Genomic DNA, 15,473 nt, shown 5'->3' with positions numbered 1-15,473 from the left:
GTAATGTGTTATGGTCTGAAAATCCTCCTCAGAGTCAAATACTGTTTAAATAACAGGGGGTGAAACTAAACACGCCCTCCTAGGGAATACACCTTTTTAAGCTTTTTCCATCGTTTTTTGCCGAAATTACCATCCAAGAAAAAGAACCTTCACAAACCAAAAAGTTTTAAGGAAGTTCTTGAAGCTTACCTCAGTATGAAAAAGAGAAGAACCCAGCTTATAAAGCCCCGTATAAGGGAGATATTGAGCAAAATCCTCCCTCCCGAGTTAGTTGACCTTCTCCCAAAGCACTGGGTTCAGCTGGGGGATGTTCTAATACTTCCCCTGAGGGATGAGCTTTTGCCGTATAAACACGAGATTGCAAAGGTCTACGCGGAAGTTCTGGGTGTCAAAACAGTCCTGCGGAAAGGAAGGATTGGAGGAGAATTCCGAGAGACCAACTACGAGATAATCTACGGCAATGATCCGATAACAGTTCACAAGGAAAATGGAATTCTCTACAAGTTTGATGCCTCTAAAGTTATGTTCTCCCCTGCAAACGTCAAGGAAAGGGTCAGAATGGCCAGCATTGCAAAGCCGGATGAGCTTGTTGTGGATATGTTTGCCGGAGTGGGACATCTAAGCCTGCCCATAGCAAAGCACTGCGGTGCTAGGGTGATAGCAATCGAAAAGAGCCCTTACACTTTCAGATTCTTAGTTGAGAATATAGAGCTCAACAAAGTCCAGGACAGGATGACAGCCTACAACATCGACAACAGAGAATTCAAAGGAGAGAACATAGCGGATAGGATTTTGATGGGCTATGTTGTTAGAACCCATGAATTCATTCCAAAAGCGCTGGAGATAGCAAAAGATGAAGCGATAATCCACTACCACAACACCGTTCCCGAGAGACTGATGCCAAGGGAGCCCTTTGAGACCTTCCAAAAAATAGCGCGGGAACACGGATACGAGAGCGAGCTTTTGGAGAGCAGAATACTCAAACGCTATGCTCCCGGAGTGTGGCACGTTGTTCTGGACATAAGGGTTTTCAAGAAGTAGGCCTTTCGTAGGTAGCCCAAATGGTATAACAGCCCTTCTCGTCTTCTTTGATTTCTATGGTTTTCAACAGGCTCCCGTATTCTTTAATGAGCTCTTCTACAACCTTTGGAATCTCTTCAAGGAAAGCCTTCCTTTTTACTGTCAGCTGCATGAAACCACCAGGAGCTCAAAAGCGTCAAGTTTTTTAATGCTTTCCCACATCCTCTCTCGGTGAGAAAATGAAATACAGCTGGGAAGAATTTGCGAGGAAAATGGGTATAGAGCCAGAAATTTTGGAAAACAAAGAGGCGAGACTCTTAAAGAAGTTCATTGATGATTTAATCGTTCCAACTCACTGCCAAGGCTGTCAGGGTTTAGATTTGAGCATAGAGAATCCAGTTCATCATCCCTCTTACGAGCTCACTCCCGCTTGCAACCACGACTGTATATTCTGCTACTCCAATGTAGCCGTAAAGCTCGGAAAAGCTCCAAAACCCGGCTACTACGGGTGGGAGGATCCTTACGCAATTACCGTCTCCCAGTATGGCGAGCCTCTCATGAGTCCAAAAATAGTTGAGGTAAATAGGATGCTCCGTGAGCGCTTCCCCAATGCCAGATTAGACCTGCAAACAAACGGCTCCCTCTTAACCGAAGAGCTCTGGCAAAAGCTTGACTTTGATCTGGTGATGATTAGTTTAGATGCCGCAACCAGAGAAAAACACAAAATGATAACCAATGCAGACACCTTTGACAACGTTGTTAACGCTCTCAGAATAGTTGGGGCAGATAAATCCGTTCGCTCAGTTGTGAGAACCATTTTTATGCCCGGGATAAACGATGAGGATATTCCAAAGATAGCAGAGTTGGCTGCTTCTCTTGGAGTTGATGAAATGATGCTCCAGCCCTTAACCATACACGAACTCAACGAGGAGAGACTTAGAAAGGCAGGTTTGGACTTTGAAAGGGCAGAGAGCATAAGGGAATACCTCAAGGCGGCAATGGAGGCCAAAAAATACATAGACGTCCGCATAAGCGGCTGCCAGCTTGCCATTTATAGAACCATGGATGCTTTAACTCTCTTCAGCGCAAGAAGAATAGGAAGGGACGTGGCACCGATAGTAAAGAGAAAGAAGCTTCAGCTCGAAGAGCCTTAAGAAATGTGGTGGGCAAAAATGCTCAAATGTTCCCTCTGCATAAATGACGAAAGAACAGCGAAGATAAAAATCGTCGATGGAAGGTCGTTATGCAAAGAGTGCCTCAATTACTTAGCTCACAAGCCGGATAAAGAGAAGATAAGGGCGGAGCTTGAAGAGCTTATGAAAAAAGTGGACAAAGCCATAGTGGCATTTTCAGGTGGAAAAGACAGCACAGTTGCCCTTTACCTCGCAAAGGAGAAGTATGGCGTCGATGTTGAAGCTGTAATGGTCGACCACGGCTTTATGGCCAAGGAAGCAGTAGAAAATGCAAAGAGGATAGCAGAATACCTCAATGTCCCCTTGACTATTCTCCGCTATGACTACTCCGACATCTTTAAAGAAGCCCTCCTTAAAGGCAAATCCCCGTGCAAAAAGTGCTCTTCAAGAACCATGGAGAAGCTTAGAAAGTACGCCCTAAGGAATGGAATCAAGTACATAATAACCGGACATGAACTGCCCTTTGGCCACCACCCCTACAGGCTTATGAGCGGAGGAATAGTTCAAATCCGGCTGCTGAGCCTTATGAGTGAGGAAGAGAGGTTTGAGATTCTCAGAGAATTGCCCTTTAAACTCCCAGAGCTTGCCGGCTATACAACGAACTGCCTGATTCTGGGCCCGGCGCTCAAGAGGTATTACGAGAGACACGGCTACAGCTTTGAGACGAGAAGGATTGCGGCCCTGGTGAGGTATGGGCTAATTAACAAAGAGAAAGCCCTGAAGAAGGTCGGCAAGCCAGAAATTCCCGAAGAACTTGAAAAAGAAGTTCTGGAAAAACTTGGGTTGATAGAAAAACTTAATACCAATCAGCCCTAATCAAGTAAGATGGGGAAACCATGAAGGCGGAAGAAGTTGTATGGGGTGTTGTGGCGTTAATAATTCTCTATCTTGCATGGAGAACAGTGGCTCCTCTTCTTTCGGCGATATTTTTTGCTGCTATTCTGGCATATGCAGTGTTGCCAATCCACAACCGCCTATCAAAAAGAATCGACAGTAAAAAATCAGCATTAGTCCTAACAGCTCTGCTAATTGGACTTTCAGCAGTTATTACCGTGGAGCTTGTGCTTGTAATCAAGAACCTAGTGGTCTCGTTTTACGAAGATATTATGGCATTCATTTCATGGAGCTTAACCCTTGAACTGCCCTTTGGTGCTCACGAAGTACTCCAAAAGCTCTACTCCCAGCTTACCCCAAAATTGACCGAATATGCACAGAACTATGCGTTCTCAATACCCAAGTACCTCCTTCAGCTGGTGGTTTTCTTAACTATGTTCTACGCTATTCTCGTAAACTCAGAAGAGATAAAAAGGCAAATGCACTGCCTGATCCCTGGCGGACGTGAAAATTTGGGGGAAAAACTCTTAAAGAGAGCAGACATTACGCTGCAGGCCCTCATAAGAGCATGGCTCATCCTCAACATTGCCAAGGGAATCTTAATGACTTTGGGCTTATGGGGATTTGGCATCACAGACTTTCCAACAGCTCTACTCGCTGGGCTTTTAACGATACTCTTCAGTTTTATTCCCCTCTTCGAAGGGTGGATTATATGGCTTGCTGCAGCCATATACCTATTAAGACAGGGAGATTTGCTAAGAGCGGTTGCAATCTCCATTTACGGAGCTACACTGGTCTCTCCGCTCCCAGATTTTACAATAAGGCCAAAATTAGTCGCAAAAGAAGCCAAGCTAGACGAGATAATGGTCTTGGTTGGAATGATCGGTGGGGCATGGGCATTTGGAGTTAAAGGCCTAATAATCGGCCCGATAGTCCTCAACCTTGTATCCGCACTGCTGAAAGAGTGGAAAAGAATTAAAGCTCAGCAGAGCTGATTATCTTTGCCCCGCTTTCTTTTAACTCTTTGAGAACTTTTTCCTCATCTTCAGGGTTTATTCCTTTGACGGCATCTCTAATGAGGTAAACTTCAAAGCCATGCTCCAGGGCATCCAAAGCTGTTGCCCTGACGCAGTATTCCGTGGCAACCCCACAGATGTAAACTCTCTTGACTCCCTTTTCCTTCAGTATTTCTGCCAGCCCTGTGCCTTCAAAACCGGAATAGGCCTCCTTGTCAGGCCTGTCCGCTTTTGAGATAATTATTGCATCTTCAGGGAGGCTGACGACTATCTCAGCCCCCTCGGTGTTTTGAACGCAATGCCTCGGCCAAGGCCCACCCTGTTCCTTAAAGCTTATGTGGTCCGGAGGATGCCAGTCCCTTGTTGCAATGATAAGGCCCCCTTTCTTCTTGAACTTTTTAATAAGCTCTTCAATCGCCGGAATTATCTTGTCTCCCTCCGGAACTGGAAGGGCTCCGCCGGGCATGAAATCTCTCTGCATGTCAACTATTATCAACGCCTCCATTTTCACACCTCTAGTTTATCCTTAAACTTTGACATATCAATCCCTTTGTCCAGACCATAAAGGTAGGCGATTATTTTCTTGTCTAAATCTCCATACCTTTCAGAAAACTTTTCCAGGTCTTCGAGGACTTCCAGGTGGCTCCAGCCGAGTTTTTTGGCAATGTAGTCTACCATCTCACCAAAAACATCTTCTCTCGTTTCCTCTTCTTTAAGAAAGTCCTCCCTAATTATTAGCTTCTCCTCTTTTTGCTCGATAATACCTCTTTTTATGGCTTCTTCAATCAAGATTTTAGCTTCGTTATAATCCATGAGACGGAGTTTAAGCACAATGGTTCCTATTAATTCAGGCTTTGAAAATTCGTTCGAACCCTTATAGAGGATTGCATGCCTCAAAGCCTCCACAAATCTCACCAAGGATAAATAGGAACTCAAAAAATAAAAACGTTTGCCAGATTAAGGCTCGCTCATTTGCCCCGGAGGAGCATCTTTCAACAGATGGCCCCATCAAATTTAGATAACGTGAAAGTTTATATTCCGGTGAAGATATACGTACTTTGGTGGTGATAATGGAACAGAGAACCCACCTATTAACTTCCAAAGGGCTTGTTGGAGAGCCTGTAAAAATCGAAGAGGGCTACGCAGAGGTAAAACTCAAGACAAGAGAGGAAATGAAGGTCGATGAATACGGTCTAGTCCACGGCGGCTTTACATTTGGTTTAGCCGATTATGCCGCAATGCTAGCTGTTAACGAGCCCACTGTGGTGCTTGGAAAAGCGGAAGTAAAGTTCACAAAGCCCGTAAAAGTTGGAGACGAACTCCTTGCCAAGGCAAAAGTGGAGGAAGACCAAGGAAAGAAAAAGGTTGTATTTGTTGAGGTATTCAACCAAAACCAAGAAAAAGTTCTTGAGGGCAAATTCTACTGCTATGTGCTGGAAAAGCATGTGCTCCAGTGATTCTTCTCTTCAAAAATTTTATGCTGGACTAAACACAGTGTTAATGTCTGGTATGATGTGACACACTGTCTTGGCTTTATGGAGGCATATCCTAAAAGCAGGAGGCTTATAAATGGGGTTTATTACGAAAGGGCTTGGCTAACCGTGGGGGGTAAGGAATGAAAGAAAAGAAGATTTTTGGAATAAGCTGGAACGTTTTTCTCCTTGGCATTGTCAGCTTTCTCAATGATATGAGCAGCGAAATGATAGCTCCTATAGTACCAACTTACCTGACCGATGTTCTGGGGGTAGGAAAAGCGGCGAGTGGCTCGATAATGGGGCTTATAGAAAGCCTAAGCTCCCTTTTCAAAGTCCTTTTTGGTTATGTGAGCGATGTGTTCAGAAAAAGAAAAATATTTGTCGCCCTTGGGTATCTCCTCTCAACGATCTCAAAGGGGGCTTTGGCGTTTACACGCTCTTGGTGGGACTTTTTAGCTCTTAGAGTTCTGGACAGGGTTGGGAAAGGCATAAGAACCGCCCCCAGAGATGCCCTAATAGCGGAGTCAAGTGAAAAAGGTAAGAGTGGTAAATCTTTCGGTTTTCACAGGATGATGGATACGCTCGGAGCTGTTGCCGGCCCTTTAACGGCTATAGGACTTTTGGCCCTTCTACATGGCTACCCCCTAAAGACCGCATACCGCTACGTTTTCCTGCTTTCAGCATTACCGGGCATTGTGGGAGTTCTCCTTGTGCTGTTGCTGGTAAAAGATAAAGGAGACGAGGTCAAGAAGAAGATAAAGGGAATATCAGCCCTAAAGAGCAAAAACCTCAGAACGTTCTTGGTGGTTGTTGCTTTAGCCGCCCTCGGCAGGTACAGCTATGCGTTTACCTTATGGAAGGCTGAAGAACTCGGCTACAGCGTTCTCCAAGGACTTGGATTTTATGCGGTGTTCAACGCAATCTACGCTCTGATAGCATACCCCATAGGCTATTACTCCGATAGGGTCAGCAAAAAAGCCATCATCACCGCAGGGTTCGGAATTGCAATGATAGCGTCACTTCTTTTTGCATATTCTACAAGCCTGCCGATGCTCCTTCTTGCTTTTGTTTTCTACGGCGTTTACATGGCAATAGAAGACACGGTTCCAAGAGCATATATGGCAGACCTTGCCGGGGAATTTGAAAAGGGAACCGTAATAGGGGCATACCACACGGTCTTTGGGGTTTTTGTTTTCCCCGCCTCTGTGATAGTCGGCTATCTGTGGCAGACATACTCCCTAAAGGTAGGCTTCATTTACGCAGCTATCATTAATCTCGTGGCGATGCTCCTTATGGCTCTCCTCGTCAGAGACTAACGTTTACCAATTTTCTTTTTCTGGAGTTTGAGGAGATTAAAAAGCATAAAAAACGTTGAAGAAGGAAAAGAGGTACTGCACACAAACTACACCGACGAAATAAGGAGTTAAGCCTTTTCGAGCTTTTCGACCATTTCTTCAGTTATTGTAAGAGGCTTTTCAACTTCAAAGATGTCACTAAGCTCCCAGAAGACTTCGCCTTTGTTTATGGCTTTTACATAGCGCTCCGCAAGTTCTTTTGCCTTTTCAAAAGAATCAGCCTCAACGATTCTCCTTACGTACCATTTTTTATCCCCATATCTAAGTTTGAACTCCGCCATATACATGGCTATCACCAAAGAAAAATGGAAGTGTGGGTATAAAAGGTTTAACTTCTCTTCAGCTTTACAACCTGCTTTGCGAACTCCTCAAGGACTTCCTTTCTCTTGCCCTCAAAGAATTTTATTGATCCTGCAAAGCTGTGACCACCGCCCTCAACTCCGGCATCCGGGAGCTTTTCTTGGAGTATTTTTATTATCTCGTTGAGGTCAAAGTTATACGCCTGCATTCCATCACTTGCCCTGACAACAGCAAAATCCGGCCCATACGCCAGGGTCAGGATTGGAGAATCTTCTCCATACTGCTCCTTGAAGTGGTCATGAATCAGCCCGCTGAGCTTTCCTGGGGACGGGTACTCAAACTTTGGAGCATAGAGCTCTACATCAATGGTATTGAACCTTATTCCATTTGGCAGCACAACGCTCTTAACATGGGGCAAAGATGCCTTGAGAACCTTCTCCTGCTTCTCCTTTACCTCAGGATATATTGAGTCTATCAACGCCCTGTGCCTCTGCAGGTTGCCGGTAAGAAGGAAGAGCTCATCTATAATGCCGTGCCCATCCATGAACTTCCAGTAGTAGGCTTCGTGGTCAACTACCTCTGCTATCTTCTTCAAATCCTCTTCGTTAAGACCTTTGCTTTCTTTGGCTATCTTGAGGTACTGCTGAAACTCTGGAGCGTCGCTTCTATCCCCCGTTCCGGCTATGGCCGGGAGGTGCTTTATTTTATCCTCAACTTGTGGGTAGATAAAGCGCGCTATTTCAGTTGCGAGCATTCCTGCTGTTAGCTCATAGTAGCCCCTCTTTACAAGGTGAGGATTGACATGAACGTCCACGTACTCATCTACCGCAGCCTTGTCCTCGCTTATGAAATCTCTTGGATCGTGGTGGTCAATGACAACTATTGGGATTCCGTAAGCCTTTATACGCCTGTAAGCCGGAATATCTTCAGTTGTGCCTCCGTTATCTACTATCACAAGGAGCGGAAGGGGGTCTCCAAAGCGCTCGTGGTCCTCTATCATAAAGATTATGTCCTTAAGGACGTCCTCAAGCTCATAAAACGGAGCCCTGCTTGGTCTTCTCTTAAAGAACTTCCACCTTGCCTGTGGATCTGGAGAAATTTCCTCTAAAAGCGGCACTATAGCGTATTCAAGAGCCAAACCAGCCGTATAACCATCGGTATCTGCGTGGTGTCTCACGATTATAGGCCTTCCTTCGAATATTGCCTTCCTTATTATGAATGCAGCTTTCATGATCTTCGGCTTGAGCTTCTCCAGAACTTCGCTTTCAACAAGGAAACCAACATCCTCGGGCTGTGCCCTCTTGTTGAGTTCCTCCTCTATTTTTCTTTTAACCTCCGCAGCCTCTGGCCCCCAGAGACGGGACATATCGCTTATTTCTATCTGAATCTCGCCTGCATGGAACGAAACCTTTCCAATGACCTCCACTATGTCTCCAACTTCAATATTGGGGTAAGCCCTAACGCCGGGGGCATCAAAGGCAGCTGCCCAAGTTATGCCCGTGCCATCGGTTATCGTGAAGACAGTTGGGCCTCCAGTCACCTGTATTTGAGTTACCTTACCCCTGATTCTCACAGTCTTTCCTGCCATTTCTTGGGTCAACGCCCCAATATCCGTAACCGGAAGCTCCTTCTTAACAACCACTTCTTTGTACTGTCTCAAAGCAGACTCTATGAGGTCTATTTCCTTCTTCTCAGGCCTGACATCTAAAACCTGAACAAGAATTTCTTCCCCAGGAGTGTATTCCCTCTTCCCAAGGAGGTCTTTCCTTTTTATTAATCCCACTACATGGGGGTTAAGCCTTACAAACACTCCAAAGCGCTCTACCCTGTCGATAACACCCTTGTAAACCTTCCCTATCTCTACGTCCTCATAGTCACAGGTCTTGTCAAGAACGTAAACCACTTTATACTTCCTCTCACACTCTGAACATACCCATGAAGTCTCCATTCCGGGTTCCCAGGGCTCTTTAACCTTTCCACAGATATCACAAACCAACACTCTACCCGTTCCTCCGCAGGTTGGACAGGTATCGTAAACGGGAACAGTCCCTTTGCCATGGCACTCCGGGCAAGGAATCTCATCTACCTCATCTTCTACCCCAAAATAATCCAAATTCCTGTATCCTTTAAGCTTATCTTCCAGCTTAAAATCAGCTGAAACGTAACCCCAGCCGTTACACACCTCACATTCCTTCTCGCCATTCTTTATTTTCCCGCTTCCATGACATTCAGGACAATCTTTCACTGCCATCTCTCACACCTCTCTCACAAAAGTAGACTAATGAATGAGACCGAGCTAAGCTTATAACTCTTTCTTTTATTCCTCCTTTGAGAAAAGTATCCAGAAAGCTATCATAGAGAAACCGTACAGGATTCCGGTTATGAAGAACGGTATCACAAGGGAAAAATCAAAAATTTTTCCACCTATAAACTGGCCGATACCAAAGGTGACCGTCCATGAGAAACTTCTCAATGATACGGCGGTTGCTCTTTCCTCCTTAGTGAAAAAGCGCATCATAAAGGAATCCCATATTGGGTTGACGATATTCATGAGTATAGTTCTAATGGTATAAACAACTGCCGCAATTGGAAAAACAGGTGAAAATGGCATTGAAAGTATTAAGAGAGTTCCACTTCCATTGAAGCCAACTACCGTCTTAACACTTCCAACTTTGTCAGCTATCATAGGAAGAGTGAACGTTCCAACACCCATTATAAACTGTTGAATAGCAAAAAGGCCACCAATACTTTCTAAACTGGTTCCAAATCGCTTATTGAACCACAATCCCATATATGGTATTGTAACTCCAGCCCCTAAGCCTATTAAGGCTGAAGGAAATGAGAACTTGGCAATTTTTATCAAAAGTTCCCTTTCGAGTTTAAGTTTCTTTTCTTCTCTTTTTAGAACTGGAGAAACTAGAAAGATAAAAATTCCCTGAACTGGAATAAGCAATGCTGAAAAAAGAAGAGTCATTTTATATGGATTGGTGCTATCGAAAAAGCTAGGTAGTGCTCCTCCCAAATACATTCCCAGTGCAGAACCTATTGTCCCGAGGGCCGCATTTAGACTAAACAGGTAATGCCTCTTCTTCTCACTTGCTTCTTCACTTAAGAGAGACATCAGTGCTGGACTTTCAAGTGCCATTCCCGCTCCCAGCAGAGCAGATGCAAGAGCAAGAGCCCAAAATTCCGGAATAAAAACCTGAATAAGTCTTGCAACAAAATATATGCCAACTGCAACCAATATTGTCCTTTTATATCCAAGTTTAACGCTTAAATGTCCAGAAACCAAAAGAACAATTGCCTCAGCTGCAGTAGAGACCGAAAAGAGAATTCCTATTTTGGAAAAATAAAAGCATCGTTTATGGGCCAGACTATGTTCATGAGGATCGACCTAATTATGTAAACAAAGGCAGCGAGAAGAAATAGCTCCAATGACGGAAATATCGCAAAGAGAAAAGCGGCGGTGCTTTGAAAGAGGGAAATTGTCTTTACGGGACCAATTTTGTCCACAAGCTTCGGAAGTACGAAGGAACCAACGCCCATAACAAGCTGCTGGGCAAAGAAAACCCCGCTTATAACTGCTAATGTTTGCCCAAAGCGGAGGTTAAAGTAGAGGCTCATGTAGGGGATCGTTATCCCTGCTCCCAGACCTATCATAGCCGAGGGGAGAGAGAACTTGAGTATCTTTACAACAAGCTCTTTTCTCCAGTTTATGCGCGGGTTTTTTACGGGGACATCTTTGATTATCAAAAGGATTGGAATCACAAGGGCAAACTGAAGGACTGCCAGGGAGATAACAAGCCTGTAAGCAACTTCATTTGTTATCCCAAGGGTCTCCACAAGGAAATCCGGGGCAAATCCTGCAATTAAAACCCCTAAAGCATTTAGAATCGTCCCAATTCCAAAGCTTATAGAAAATGCATGGTGCCTCTGCTTTTCGTCCACTTCTTCACTGAGTAAAGCGTAAAAGTTGGGTTGTCTTATCCCCATATTGGCACCTATTAAGAAGAACCCCAGAGCGAGGACATAGAAATTGAGCGCCAAAACCTGAAGTATCCTTCCAATCAGTCCAAGAAACGCTCCAAGGAGCAGAGTTTTCTTATATCCAAGCCTGAGGGATATTAGCCCAGAGACCAAGAAGAAAAGTCCACCAACAAAGGTTTGAATTGAGAAGAAAATTCCCATCTTATCCATCCCATAACCCAAAGCCTGAAGGTAAAACGGCATGATGAATATAGAGAACTGGAGAAACAGCTGACCTGCTGCATTGGCAGCTATTAACAATTTTGCGTCTCTGTTGTAGTTCCGGAGCATGGTTGAATTATATATCATAGCGTTTATAAGTTTATCGAAATGAAGTAGAAAGCTTTAAATACACTCTCGACATGCCTCAGACAGGTAAAATAAGAGAAGCCAACTTAATCGCGCTATAATCAGAACTCGGTAAAATAAGTGCCATTTCTTCAAAAATTTAAAAATTAAAGGAATAGACTAAGCCTTGGACATAAATTCATCTACGGCTTTCTTTGTGTGTATGTAATCCTTCCCTGCCAGGATTATGACCTTAAAGTTCGGATTGTTTGGATTGTCCAGAATCGCAACGACATAGCCATTGTTCATTATGTCGTTTTTGAGACTCTCTATCGCTCCTGAATTGTAATTTTGTTCTAAGACCTTCCAAGCTTTGTTGCTGACCCATCCTCCGATTATTATTACATGTTTATCACTTGGAAGGCTCGAAAGCTCTTCATCGGTGATTATGAGGGAGTTAACGTCGCTTACAACATTGGCTTTTGTCGTTTCTACGGTGATCTTCTGCTTTACTGTCGTGGTTTTCAAAAATCTATATCCTTTTACTCCAGTTATAGCTCCCTCGTTGTCTTTTTCAAATTCTGGCAAGATGCTGAGGGAGAACATAGGAAGATCCAAGGAATCCCCTTCCCCTAAAGTTACGACTGGGAATCCATTTTCAGGGTCAATATGGAGATAGAGGGTAAATATGTAGTTTGAGGGATCAATATCCCATACCCACTGACCTTTATACTCGTCCCCATCCTGATATCTTGTGGTTTTTTCATAGTATTCGTACTCATAAGTAACCTGCTTGGTACCGCCAATACCTACGAAGAAGTCCGAAGGAGTGAACACGAGGACTTTTTGAACACCTTCTTTCAGCAGAGTCTCAATCCTTCCGTCGGGATAAGCATCATAAATCTCAAAGTCTTCCTGACCTTGAGAGTCTATATACATAACGTAGTACTTCTCTTTGTAAAGTGTTTGAGTCTTTTCCATTCCGCTCGGATATGTTATCTCCACAAGTGTTTTCTTCTGCTCGGTATCAATGTCAATAAAATAAATCCTCCATCCATTTACTGTTAACGTGCTCCCAAGAGCCCTTGAGTCACTTTCCTTTTCGTAGGAATATATGTAAAGGGTATCCCTTCCATCTTCAACTGTTGATACAAGTTTTGAGTTCTGTCCCCCAAGGCTTAGAGGTGTTGTGTTTTCGTTAAATACTATCTCTACACTTCTATCCCCAAATTGTGCCTTCTTTAACGTTGAATTGTAGAGAACCTTCGAAAAGTTTACTGCAATAACAATTTTATCCCCCTCTGGAGCTTCTCCAAGGGCTAAGCCCACGTCAGGCATGTCAGTCTCGCTTAACTTATAGTATTGGTCGTTATCCGGGATAATCACACTTCTGTACTTCACGGGAACCTCAACGTATGTGGAGTATGAGCTTGGTCTTATTCCCTTAAGAACTAAGAATGCTCCCAACCGTGCTCCAGCGATTGCATCTTCGTTTATGTGCAGGGGCTGATTGTTTACAACCTTTGTAGTGGGAAGCACAATGACTGCGTTCGTCGAGTCTATTGAAAAGCTGTATGCATTGGCAATTCCCACACTGGACAAAAACAACAACACCATTACAAAACCCAAAGCCCTCTTCATATTTATTCACCTCTACCCATCTTTCGATTTTGATGTTATTAACATTTACGTTTAATCTATTAAATTTCTCAAGAGATTAGCCAGAGTCAGCAGAGAAATACCAATGAACATTCCCTTGAGGTGTTTGGAATCCATTTTAAGGGCAGTCTTGGCCCCCAACCATGAACCTATAATGACGGGGAACATAAGAAGCAGTCCGATAGAATAATCAACGCTGCCGCTTTCTGCATAGGTTATGAAGGCAACAAGGTTGTTAAAGAAAATGATCGCCTTCGCCACTGCGTTTGCCCTTAAAATATCCAGTCTAAAGAACATTCTCAGGAGAGAAATTACTACAAGAGTCGATTCTATTCCCAAAACACCTATGTAGATACCGATTGCCAGTCCAACAATAGACTGAGCCAGCTTACCACTAAACACAGGCTCCCCCTGTGGCTCTTTTAGCACAAAATACGTTCCTATTATGAGAAACGCCATTACGATAAAATTTGCAGTCTCCTCAGACATACTAAGCAGGAAAGCACTACCAACGTAGGAGCCAATTAAGGAAAAGAACACAACAGTAAAAGCCATCTTCAAATTTAAGATGCCCGCTTTAAGGTATGTAAGAGAAGACACGAGGGTTAATACCGCAATAACCATTTTTAATGTCCCTATGGCAGTCTTTGTGGGAATCTCAAAAAGTGTAAGGATAAATAGGGTTATTAAACTCCCCCCGCTCATTAAAGAACCTATGAACCCCCCAAATCCCGCCACGAGTAAGAGAAGGGCTTCTCTCATGTTAATTCGCCAGAAATACTTTGACTTAAAAATATAAAAAGGTTTATCTTTCGACATTTTCAGCAAGAGAAGTCTAAAATATAACCAGCCTACAAGAAAAAGGAGCTGTCCTGTGATATCCTACACAAGCTGAAAGAGCTCATGATCTTATCAAATCGTCTTATTGAGCGTCTCGAAAAGTTGTTAACCCATTAGCCCAACTACAAAACATTTATATATCCACACCCGAAAAGCTTTCAAGTCAAGAATCCAAAACTTTTATAAGCCAAGCAAAGTGCTTACTTTTAGATTGCGCTCATTTGGGAGGTGAGAGATATGGCTTTGAGACCAGCTAAGATTGACAGATACGTTGACAAGCCGGCTTACACAAGAAGGGAATACATTAGAGGTGCTCCCGGTCCAAGGATTACCATATTCGACATGGGAAACCCTGCCGGAGACTTTGAGTTTGAGGTTAGCCTTCACACAGCTGAACCAGTCCAGATCAGACAAAACGCCCTCGAAGCTGCGAGAACCCAAGTCAACAGATACCTTACCAAAAACGTTGGTAGAAGCAACTTCCACTTCAAGATAAGGGTTTACCCATTCCAGGTACTTAGAGAGAACCCAATGGCTACAGGAAGAAAAGCTGACCGTTATGGTAACGGTATGAGAAGGCCCTTTGGAAAGCCAATTGGACTTGCTGCAAGACTTAAGAAAGACCAAAAGATCATCACAGTCAGAGTCAACAGACAGCACTTAAAATTTGCACTAGAAGCTATGAAGAGAGCAAGCATGAAGTTCCCATGCAAGTGCTACTACAGAATCTACGACAAGCAAGGAAACGACGTAACAACCAAAGTACTATCAACACTTTGAGGTAAAAGCTTATTAACCTTAATTTTCCCTTTTCTTTCATGAGGGCATTTGTACACCCTTTTAAGTCTCAAATGATTTCTCTCAGTAATGCGCCCCATAATGGTGGAGTTTTCAGAGCTAACGGGTTCTTTTTCATGCAGGTTCACAGAAATTATGATGGCGATTACAAGAAGGACTGTCTTGAATTTGAGAGGGCAAATGGGCTGAAGAATTTTGTAGGTTTCATGACTGCTGCGGATATAGAAAAGGTTCTCTCTATTGCAGAGTCTGGAAACGTTAGGGCCTACATCACAGCTGGAATAACTAATCCTGCAATAGCTGGAGATGAGCCTCCCCGATTTTTAAGCAAAACAATCAACATAGCTTTGGTTATTAAAGAAGGGCTCACTCTTGGGGCTATGGCAAATGCAATAATGACGGCCACAGAAGCAAAAACATACACGCTATTGGATCTCGGCTATAATGCCACTGGAACAACAAGCGATGGAATAGGGGTGTTTTCTAAATGGTTAAAATCGTAAAGTTTATATATTTTGTGTCATTGTTTGTAATAGGGGTGTGCAGTATGAAGCTTTATAGGACGGGAAAAGCGGCACAGCTCCTTGGCATCAGCAAGCCGACACTCCTCAGAAAAATCAAAGCCGGCGAGATTAAAGCATACAGGGTCGGAAAAGAATACAGAATTCC

Annotated in this window: 16 protein-coding genes and 2 pseudogenes; 9 read left to right on the top strand and 9 right to left on the bottom strand. The window is 43.7% G+C overall.

The genetic code is table 11. The annotated features are described in order from the left end of the window. Nucleotides 1-195: 195 nt before the first annotated feature. The gene (locus GBV73_RS08010; protein WP_152880609.1) at nucleotides 196-1,041 is read left to right on the top strand and encodes a class I SAM-dependent methyltransferase family protein; all 846 of its coding nucleotides are present in this window, start codon (nucleotides 196-198) and stop codon (nucleotides 1,039-1,041) included. Here the strand turns inward: GBV73_RS08010 and GBV73_RS11165 are convergent. After that, on the bottom strand, nucleotides 1,031-1,192 hold the full coding sequence (locus tag GBV73_RS11165) for a hypothetical protein (RefSeq protein WP_172967219.1): 162 nt from the start codon (nucleotides 1,190-1,192) through the stop codon (nucleotides 1,031-1,033). The genes GBV73_RS08010 and GBV73_RS11165 overlap by 11 nt on opposite strands. 67 nt (nucleotides 1,193-1,259) lie before the next feature. Here GBV73_RS11165 and GBV73_RS08005 point away from each other — a divergent pair, with 67 nt between their 5' ends. The 3 genes from GBV73_RS08005 to GBV73_RS07995 are packed head-to-tail and all read left to right on the top strand — an operon-like array spanning nucleotide 1,260 to nucleotide 4,042. Further along, nucleotides 1,260-2,174: a radical SAM protein gene (locus GBV73_RS08005; protein ID WP_152880607.1), complete on the top strand. Its 915-nt coding sequence runs from the start codon at nucleotides 1,260-1,262 to the stop codon at nucleotides 2,172-2,174. An 18-nt stretch (nucleotides 2,175-2,192) separates the two neighbouring features. Further along, nucleotides 2,193-3,029 carry a 7-cyano-7-deazaguanine synthase gene (locus GBV73_RS08000; RefSeq protein ID WP_042697395.1) on the top strand — a complete coding sequence of 279 codons (837 nt, stop codon included), beginning with the start codon at nucleotides 2,193-2,195 and terminating at the stop codon, nucleotides 3,027-3,029. A gap of 20 nt (nucleotides 3,030-3,049) precedes the next feature. Beyond that, nucleotides 3,050-4,042 carry an AI-2E family transporter gene (locus tag GBV73_RS07995; protein ID WP_152880605.1) on the top strand — a complete coding sequence of 331 codons (993 nt, stop codon included), beginning with the start codon at nucleotides 3,050-3,052 and terminating at the stop codon, nucleotides 4,040-4,042. On the opposite strand, the gene GBV73_RS07990 is transcribed toward GBV73_RS07995, so the two are convergent. Both GBV73_RS07990 and GBV73_RS07985 read right to left on the bottom strand, forming a co-directional pair. Then, a complete protein-coding gene (locus tag GBV73_RS07990; protein WP_152880603.1) occupies nucleotides 4,023-4,568 on the bottom strand; it encodes a nicotinamidase in 546 nt (181 codons plus the stop codon). The two genes, GBV73_RS07995 and GBV73_RS07990, sit on opposite strands and share 20 nt — an antisense overlap. 2 nt (nucleotides 4,569-4,570) lie before the next feature. Next, on the bottom strand, nucleotides 4,571-4,978 hold the full coding sequence (locus GBV73_RS07985; protein ID WP_371717061.1) for a DUF2240 family protein: 408 nt from the start codon (nucleotides 4,976-4,978) through the stop codon (nucleotides 4,571-4,573). Nucleotides 4,979-5,133: 155 nt separating this feature from the next. On the opposite strand from GBV73_RS07985, the gene GBV73_RS07980 reads away from it, so the two are divergent. Continuing rightward, nucleotides 5,134-5,520, top strand: a complete 387-nt coding sequence (locus tag GBV73_RS07980; RefSeq protein ID WP_152880613.1) for a PaaI family thioesterase — start codon at nucleotides 5,134-5,136, stop codon at nucleotides 5,518-5,520. 158 nt (nucleotides 5,521-5,678) lie between these two features. Next, a complete protein-coding gene (locus GBV73_RS07975) occupies nucleotides 5,679-6,854 on the top strand; it encodes an MFS transporter (RefSeq protein WP_152880599.1) in 1,176 nt (391 codons plus the stop codon). A 107-nt stretch (nucleotides 6,855-6,961) separates the two neighbouring features. Here the strand turns inward: GBV73_RS07975 and GBV73_RS07970 are convergent, their stop codons facing one another. The 6 genes and pseudogenes from GBV73_RS07970 to GBV73_RS07945 all read right to left on the bottom strand — a co-directional run bounded on the left by GBV73_RS07970 (nucleotide 6,962) and on the right by GBV73_RS07945 (nucleotide 13,928). Continuing rightward, a complete protein-coding gene (locus tag GBV73_RS07970) occupies nucleotides 6,962-7,180 on the bottom strand; it encodes a hypothetical protein (protein WP_152880611.1) in 219 nt (72 codons plus the stop codon). A 41-nt stretch (nucleotides 7,181-7,221) separates the two neighbouring features. Next, complete coding sequence (locus GBV73_RS07965) at nucleotides 7,222-9,444, bottom strand: DHH family phosphoesterase (RefSeq protein ID WP_152880596.1); 2,223 nt, start codon at nucleotides 9,442-9,444, stop codon at nucleotides 7,222-7,224. 66 nt (nucleotides 9,445-9,510) lie between these two features. Continuing rightward, nucleotides 9,511-10,485: an MFS transporter gene (locus GBV73_RS07960; protein ID WP_253910333.1), complete on the bottom strand. Its 975-nt coding sequence runs from the start codon at nucleotides 10,483-10,485 to the stop codon at nucleotides 9,511-9,513. Between the two features lie 56 nt (nucleotides 10,486-10,541). Then, a pseudogene (locus GBV73_RS07955) lies at nucleotides 10,542-11,510 on the bottom strand (MFS transporter); the annotation flags it as partial. A 177-nt stretch (nucleotides 11,511-11,687) separates the two neighbouring features. Then, nucleotides 11,688-13,148: an S-layer protein gene (locus GBV73_RS07950; protein ID WP_152880592.1), complete on the bottom strand. Its 1,461-nt coding sequence runs from the start codon at nucleotides 13,146-13,148 to the stop codon at nucleotides 11,688-11,690. Nucleotides 13,149-13,199: 51 nt separating this feature from the next. Beyond that, a complete protein-coding gene (locus GBV73_RS07945) occupies nucleotides 13,200-13,928 on the bottom strand; it encodes a sulfite exporter TauE/SafE family protein (protein ID WP_172967218.1) in 729 nt (242 codons plus the stop codon). A gap of 315 nt (nucleotides 13,929-14,243) precedes the next feature. Here GBV73_RS07945 and GBV73_RS07940 point away from each other — a divergent pair, with 315 nt between their 5' ends. The 3 genes and pseudogenes from GBV73_RS07940 to GBV73_RS07930 form a co-directional block, all read left to right on the top strand. Continuing rightward, nucleotides 14,244-14,786 (top strand): 50S ribosomal protein L16, encoded by a 543-nt coding sequence (locus GBV73_RS07940; RefSeq protein WP_152880588.1) that lies wholly within the window; start codon nucleotides 14,244-14,246, stop codon nucleotides 14,784-14,786. Between the two features lie 38 nt (nucleotides 14,787-14,824). Further along, a pseudogene (locus tag GBV73_RS07935) lies at nucleotides 14,825-15,289 on the top strand (adenosylcobinamide amidohydrolase); the annotation flags it as partial. 62 nt (nucleotides 15,290-15,351) lie between these two features. Beyond that, nucleotides 15,352-15,473, top strand: a 122-nt coding sequence (locus GBV73_RS07930) for an excisionase family DNA-binding protein (protein ID WP_152880586.1), incomplete at its 3' end; no start/stop codon positions are given.

Origin of the sequence: Thermococcus sp. 101 C5, assembly GCF_009372125.1 — an archaeon.
In the GTDB taxonomy this organism is placed as follows: domain Archaea; phylum Methanobacteriota_B; class Thermococci; order Thermococcales; family Thermococcaceae; genus Thermococcus_A; species Thermococcus_A bergensis.
The sequence above is the reverse complement of the archived record's forward strand: the minus strand, read 5'-3'. Positions and strand labels throughout refer to the sequence as shown.

Excerpts from the sequence above, each read along its gene's own strand:
- GBV73_RS08010 (WP_152880609.1), top strand. The coding sequence starts at position 196 with ATGAAAAAGAGAAGAACCCAGCTTATAAAGCCCCGTATAAGGGAGATA.
- GBV73_RS11165 (WP_172967219.1), bottom strand. The coding sequence starts at position 1,192 with ATGCAGCTGACAGTAAAAAGGAAGGCTTTCCTTGAAGAGATTCCAAAG.
- GBV73_RS08005 (WP_152880607.1), top strand. The coding sequence starts at position 1,260 with ATGAAATACAGCTGGGAAGAATTTGCGAGGAAAATGGGTATAGAGCCA.
- GBV73_RS08000 (WP_042697395.1), top strand. The coding sequence starts at position 2,193 with ATGCTCAAATGTTCCCTCTGCATAAATGACGAAAGAACAGCGAAGATA.
- GBV73_RS07995 (WP_152880605.1), top strand. The coding sequence starts at position 3,050 with ATGAAGGCGGAAGAAGTTGTATGGGGTGTTGTGGCGTTAATAATTCTC.
- GBV73_RS07990 (WP_152880603.1), bottom strand. The coding sequence starts at position 4,568 with ATGGAGGCGTTGATAATAGTTGACATGCAGAGAGATTTCATGCCCGGC.
- GBV73_RS07980 (WP_152880613.1), top strand. The coding sequence starts at position 5,134 with ATGGAACAGAGAACCCACCTATTAACTTCCAAAGGGCTTGTTGGAGAG.
- GBV73_RS07975 (WP_152880599.1), top strand. The coding sequence starts at position 5,679 with ATGAAAGAAAAGAAGATTTTTGGAATAAGCTGGAACGTTTTTCTCCTT.
- GBV73_RS07970 (WP_152880611.1), bottom strand. The coding sequence starts at position 7,180 with ATGTATATGGCGGAGTTCAAACTTAGATATGGGGATAAAAAATGGTAC.
- GBV73_RS07965 (WP_152880596.1), bottom strand. The coding sequence starts at position 9,444 with ATGGCAGTGAAAGATTGTCCTGAATGTCATGGAAGCGGGAAAATAAAG.
- GBV73_RS07950 (WP_152880592.1), bottom strand. The coding sequence starts at position 13,148 with ATGAAGAGGGCTTTGGGTTTTGTAATGGTGTTGTTGTTTTTGTCCAGT.
- GBV73_RS07945 (WP_172967218.1), bottom strand. The coding sequence starts at position 13,928 with ATGAGAGAAGCCCTTCTCTTACTCGTGGCGGGATTTGGGGGGTTCATA.
- GBV73_RS07940 (WP_152880588.1), top strand. The coding sequence starts at position 14,244 with ATGGCTTTGAGACCAGCTAAGATTGACAGATACGTTGACAAGCCGGCT.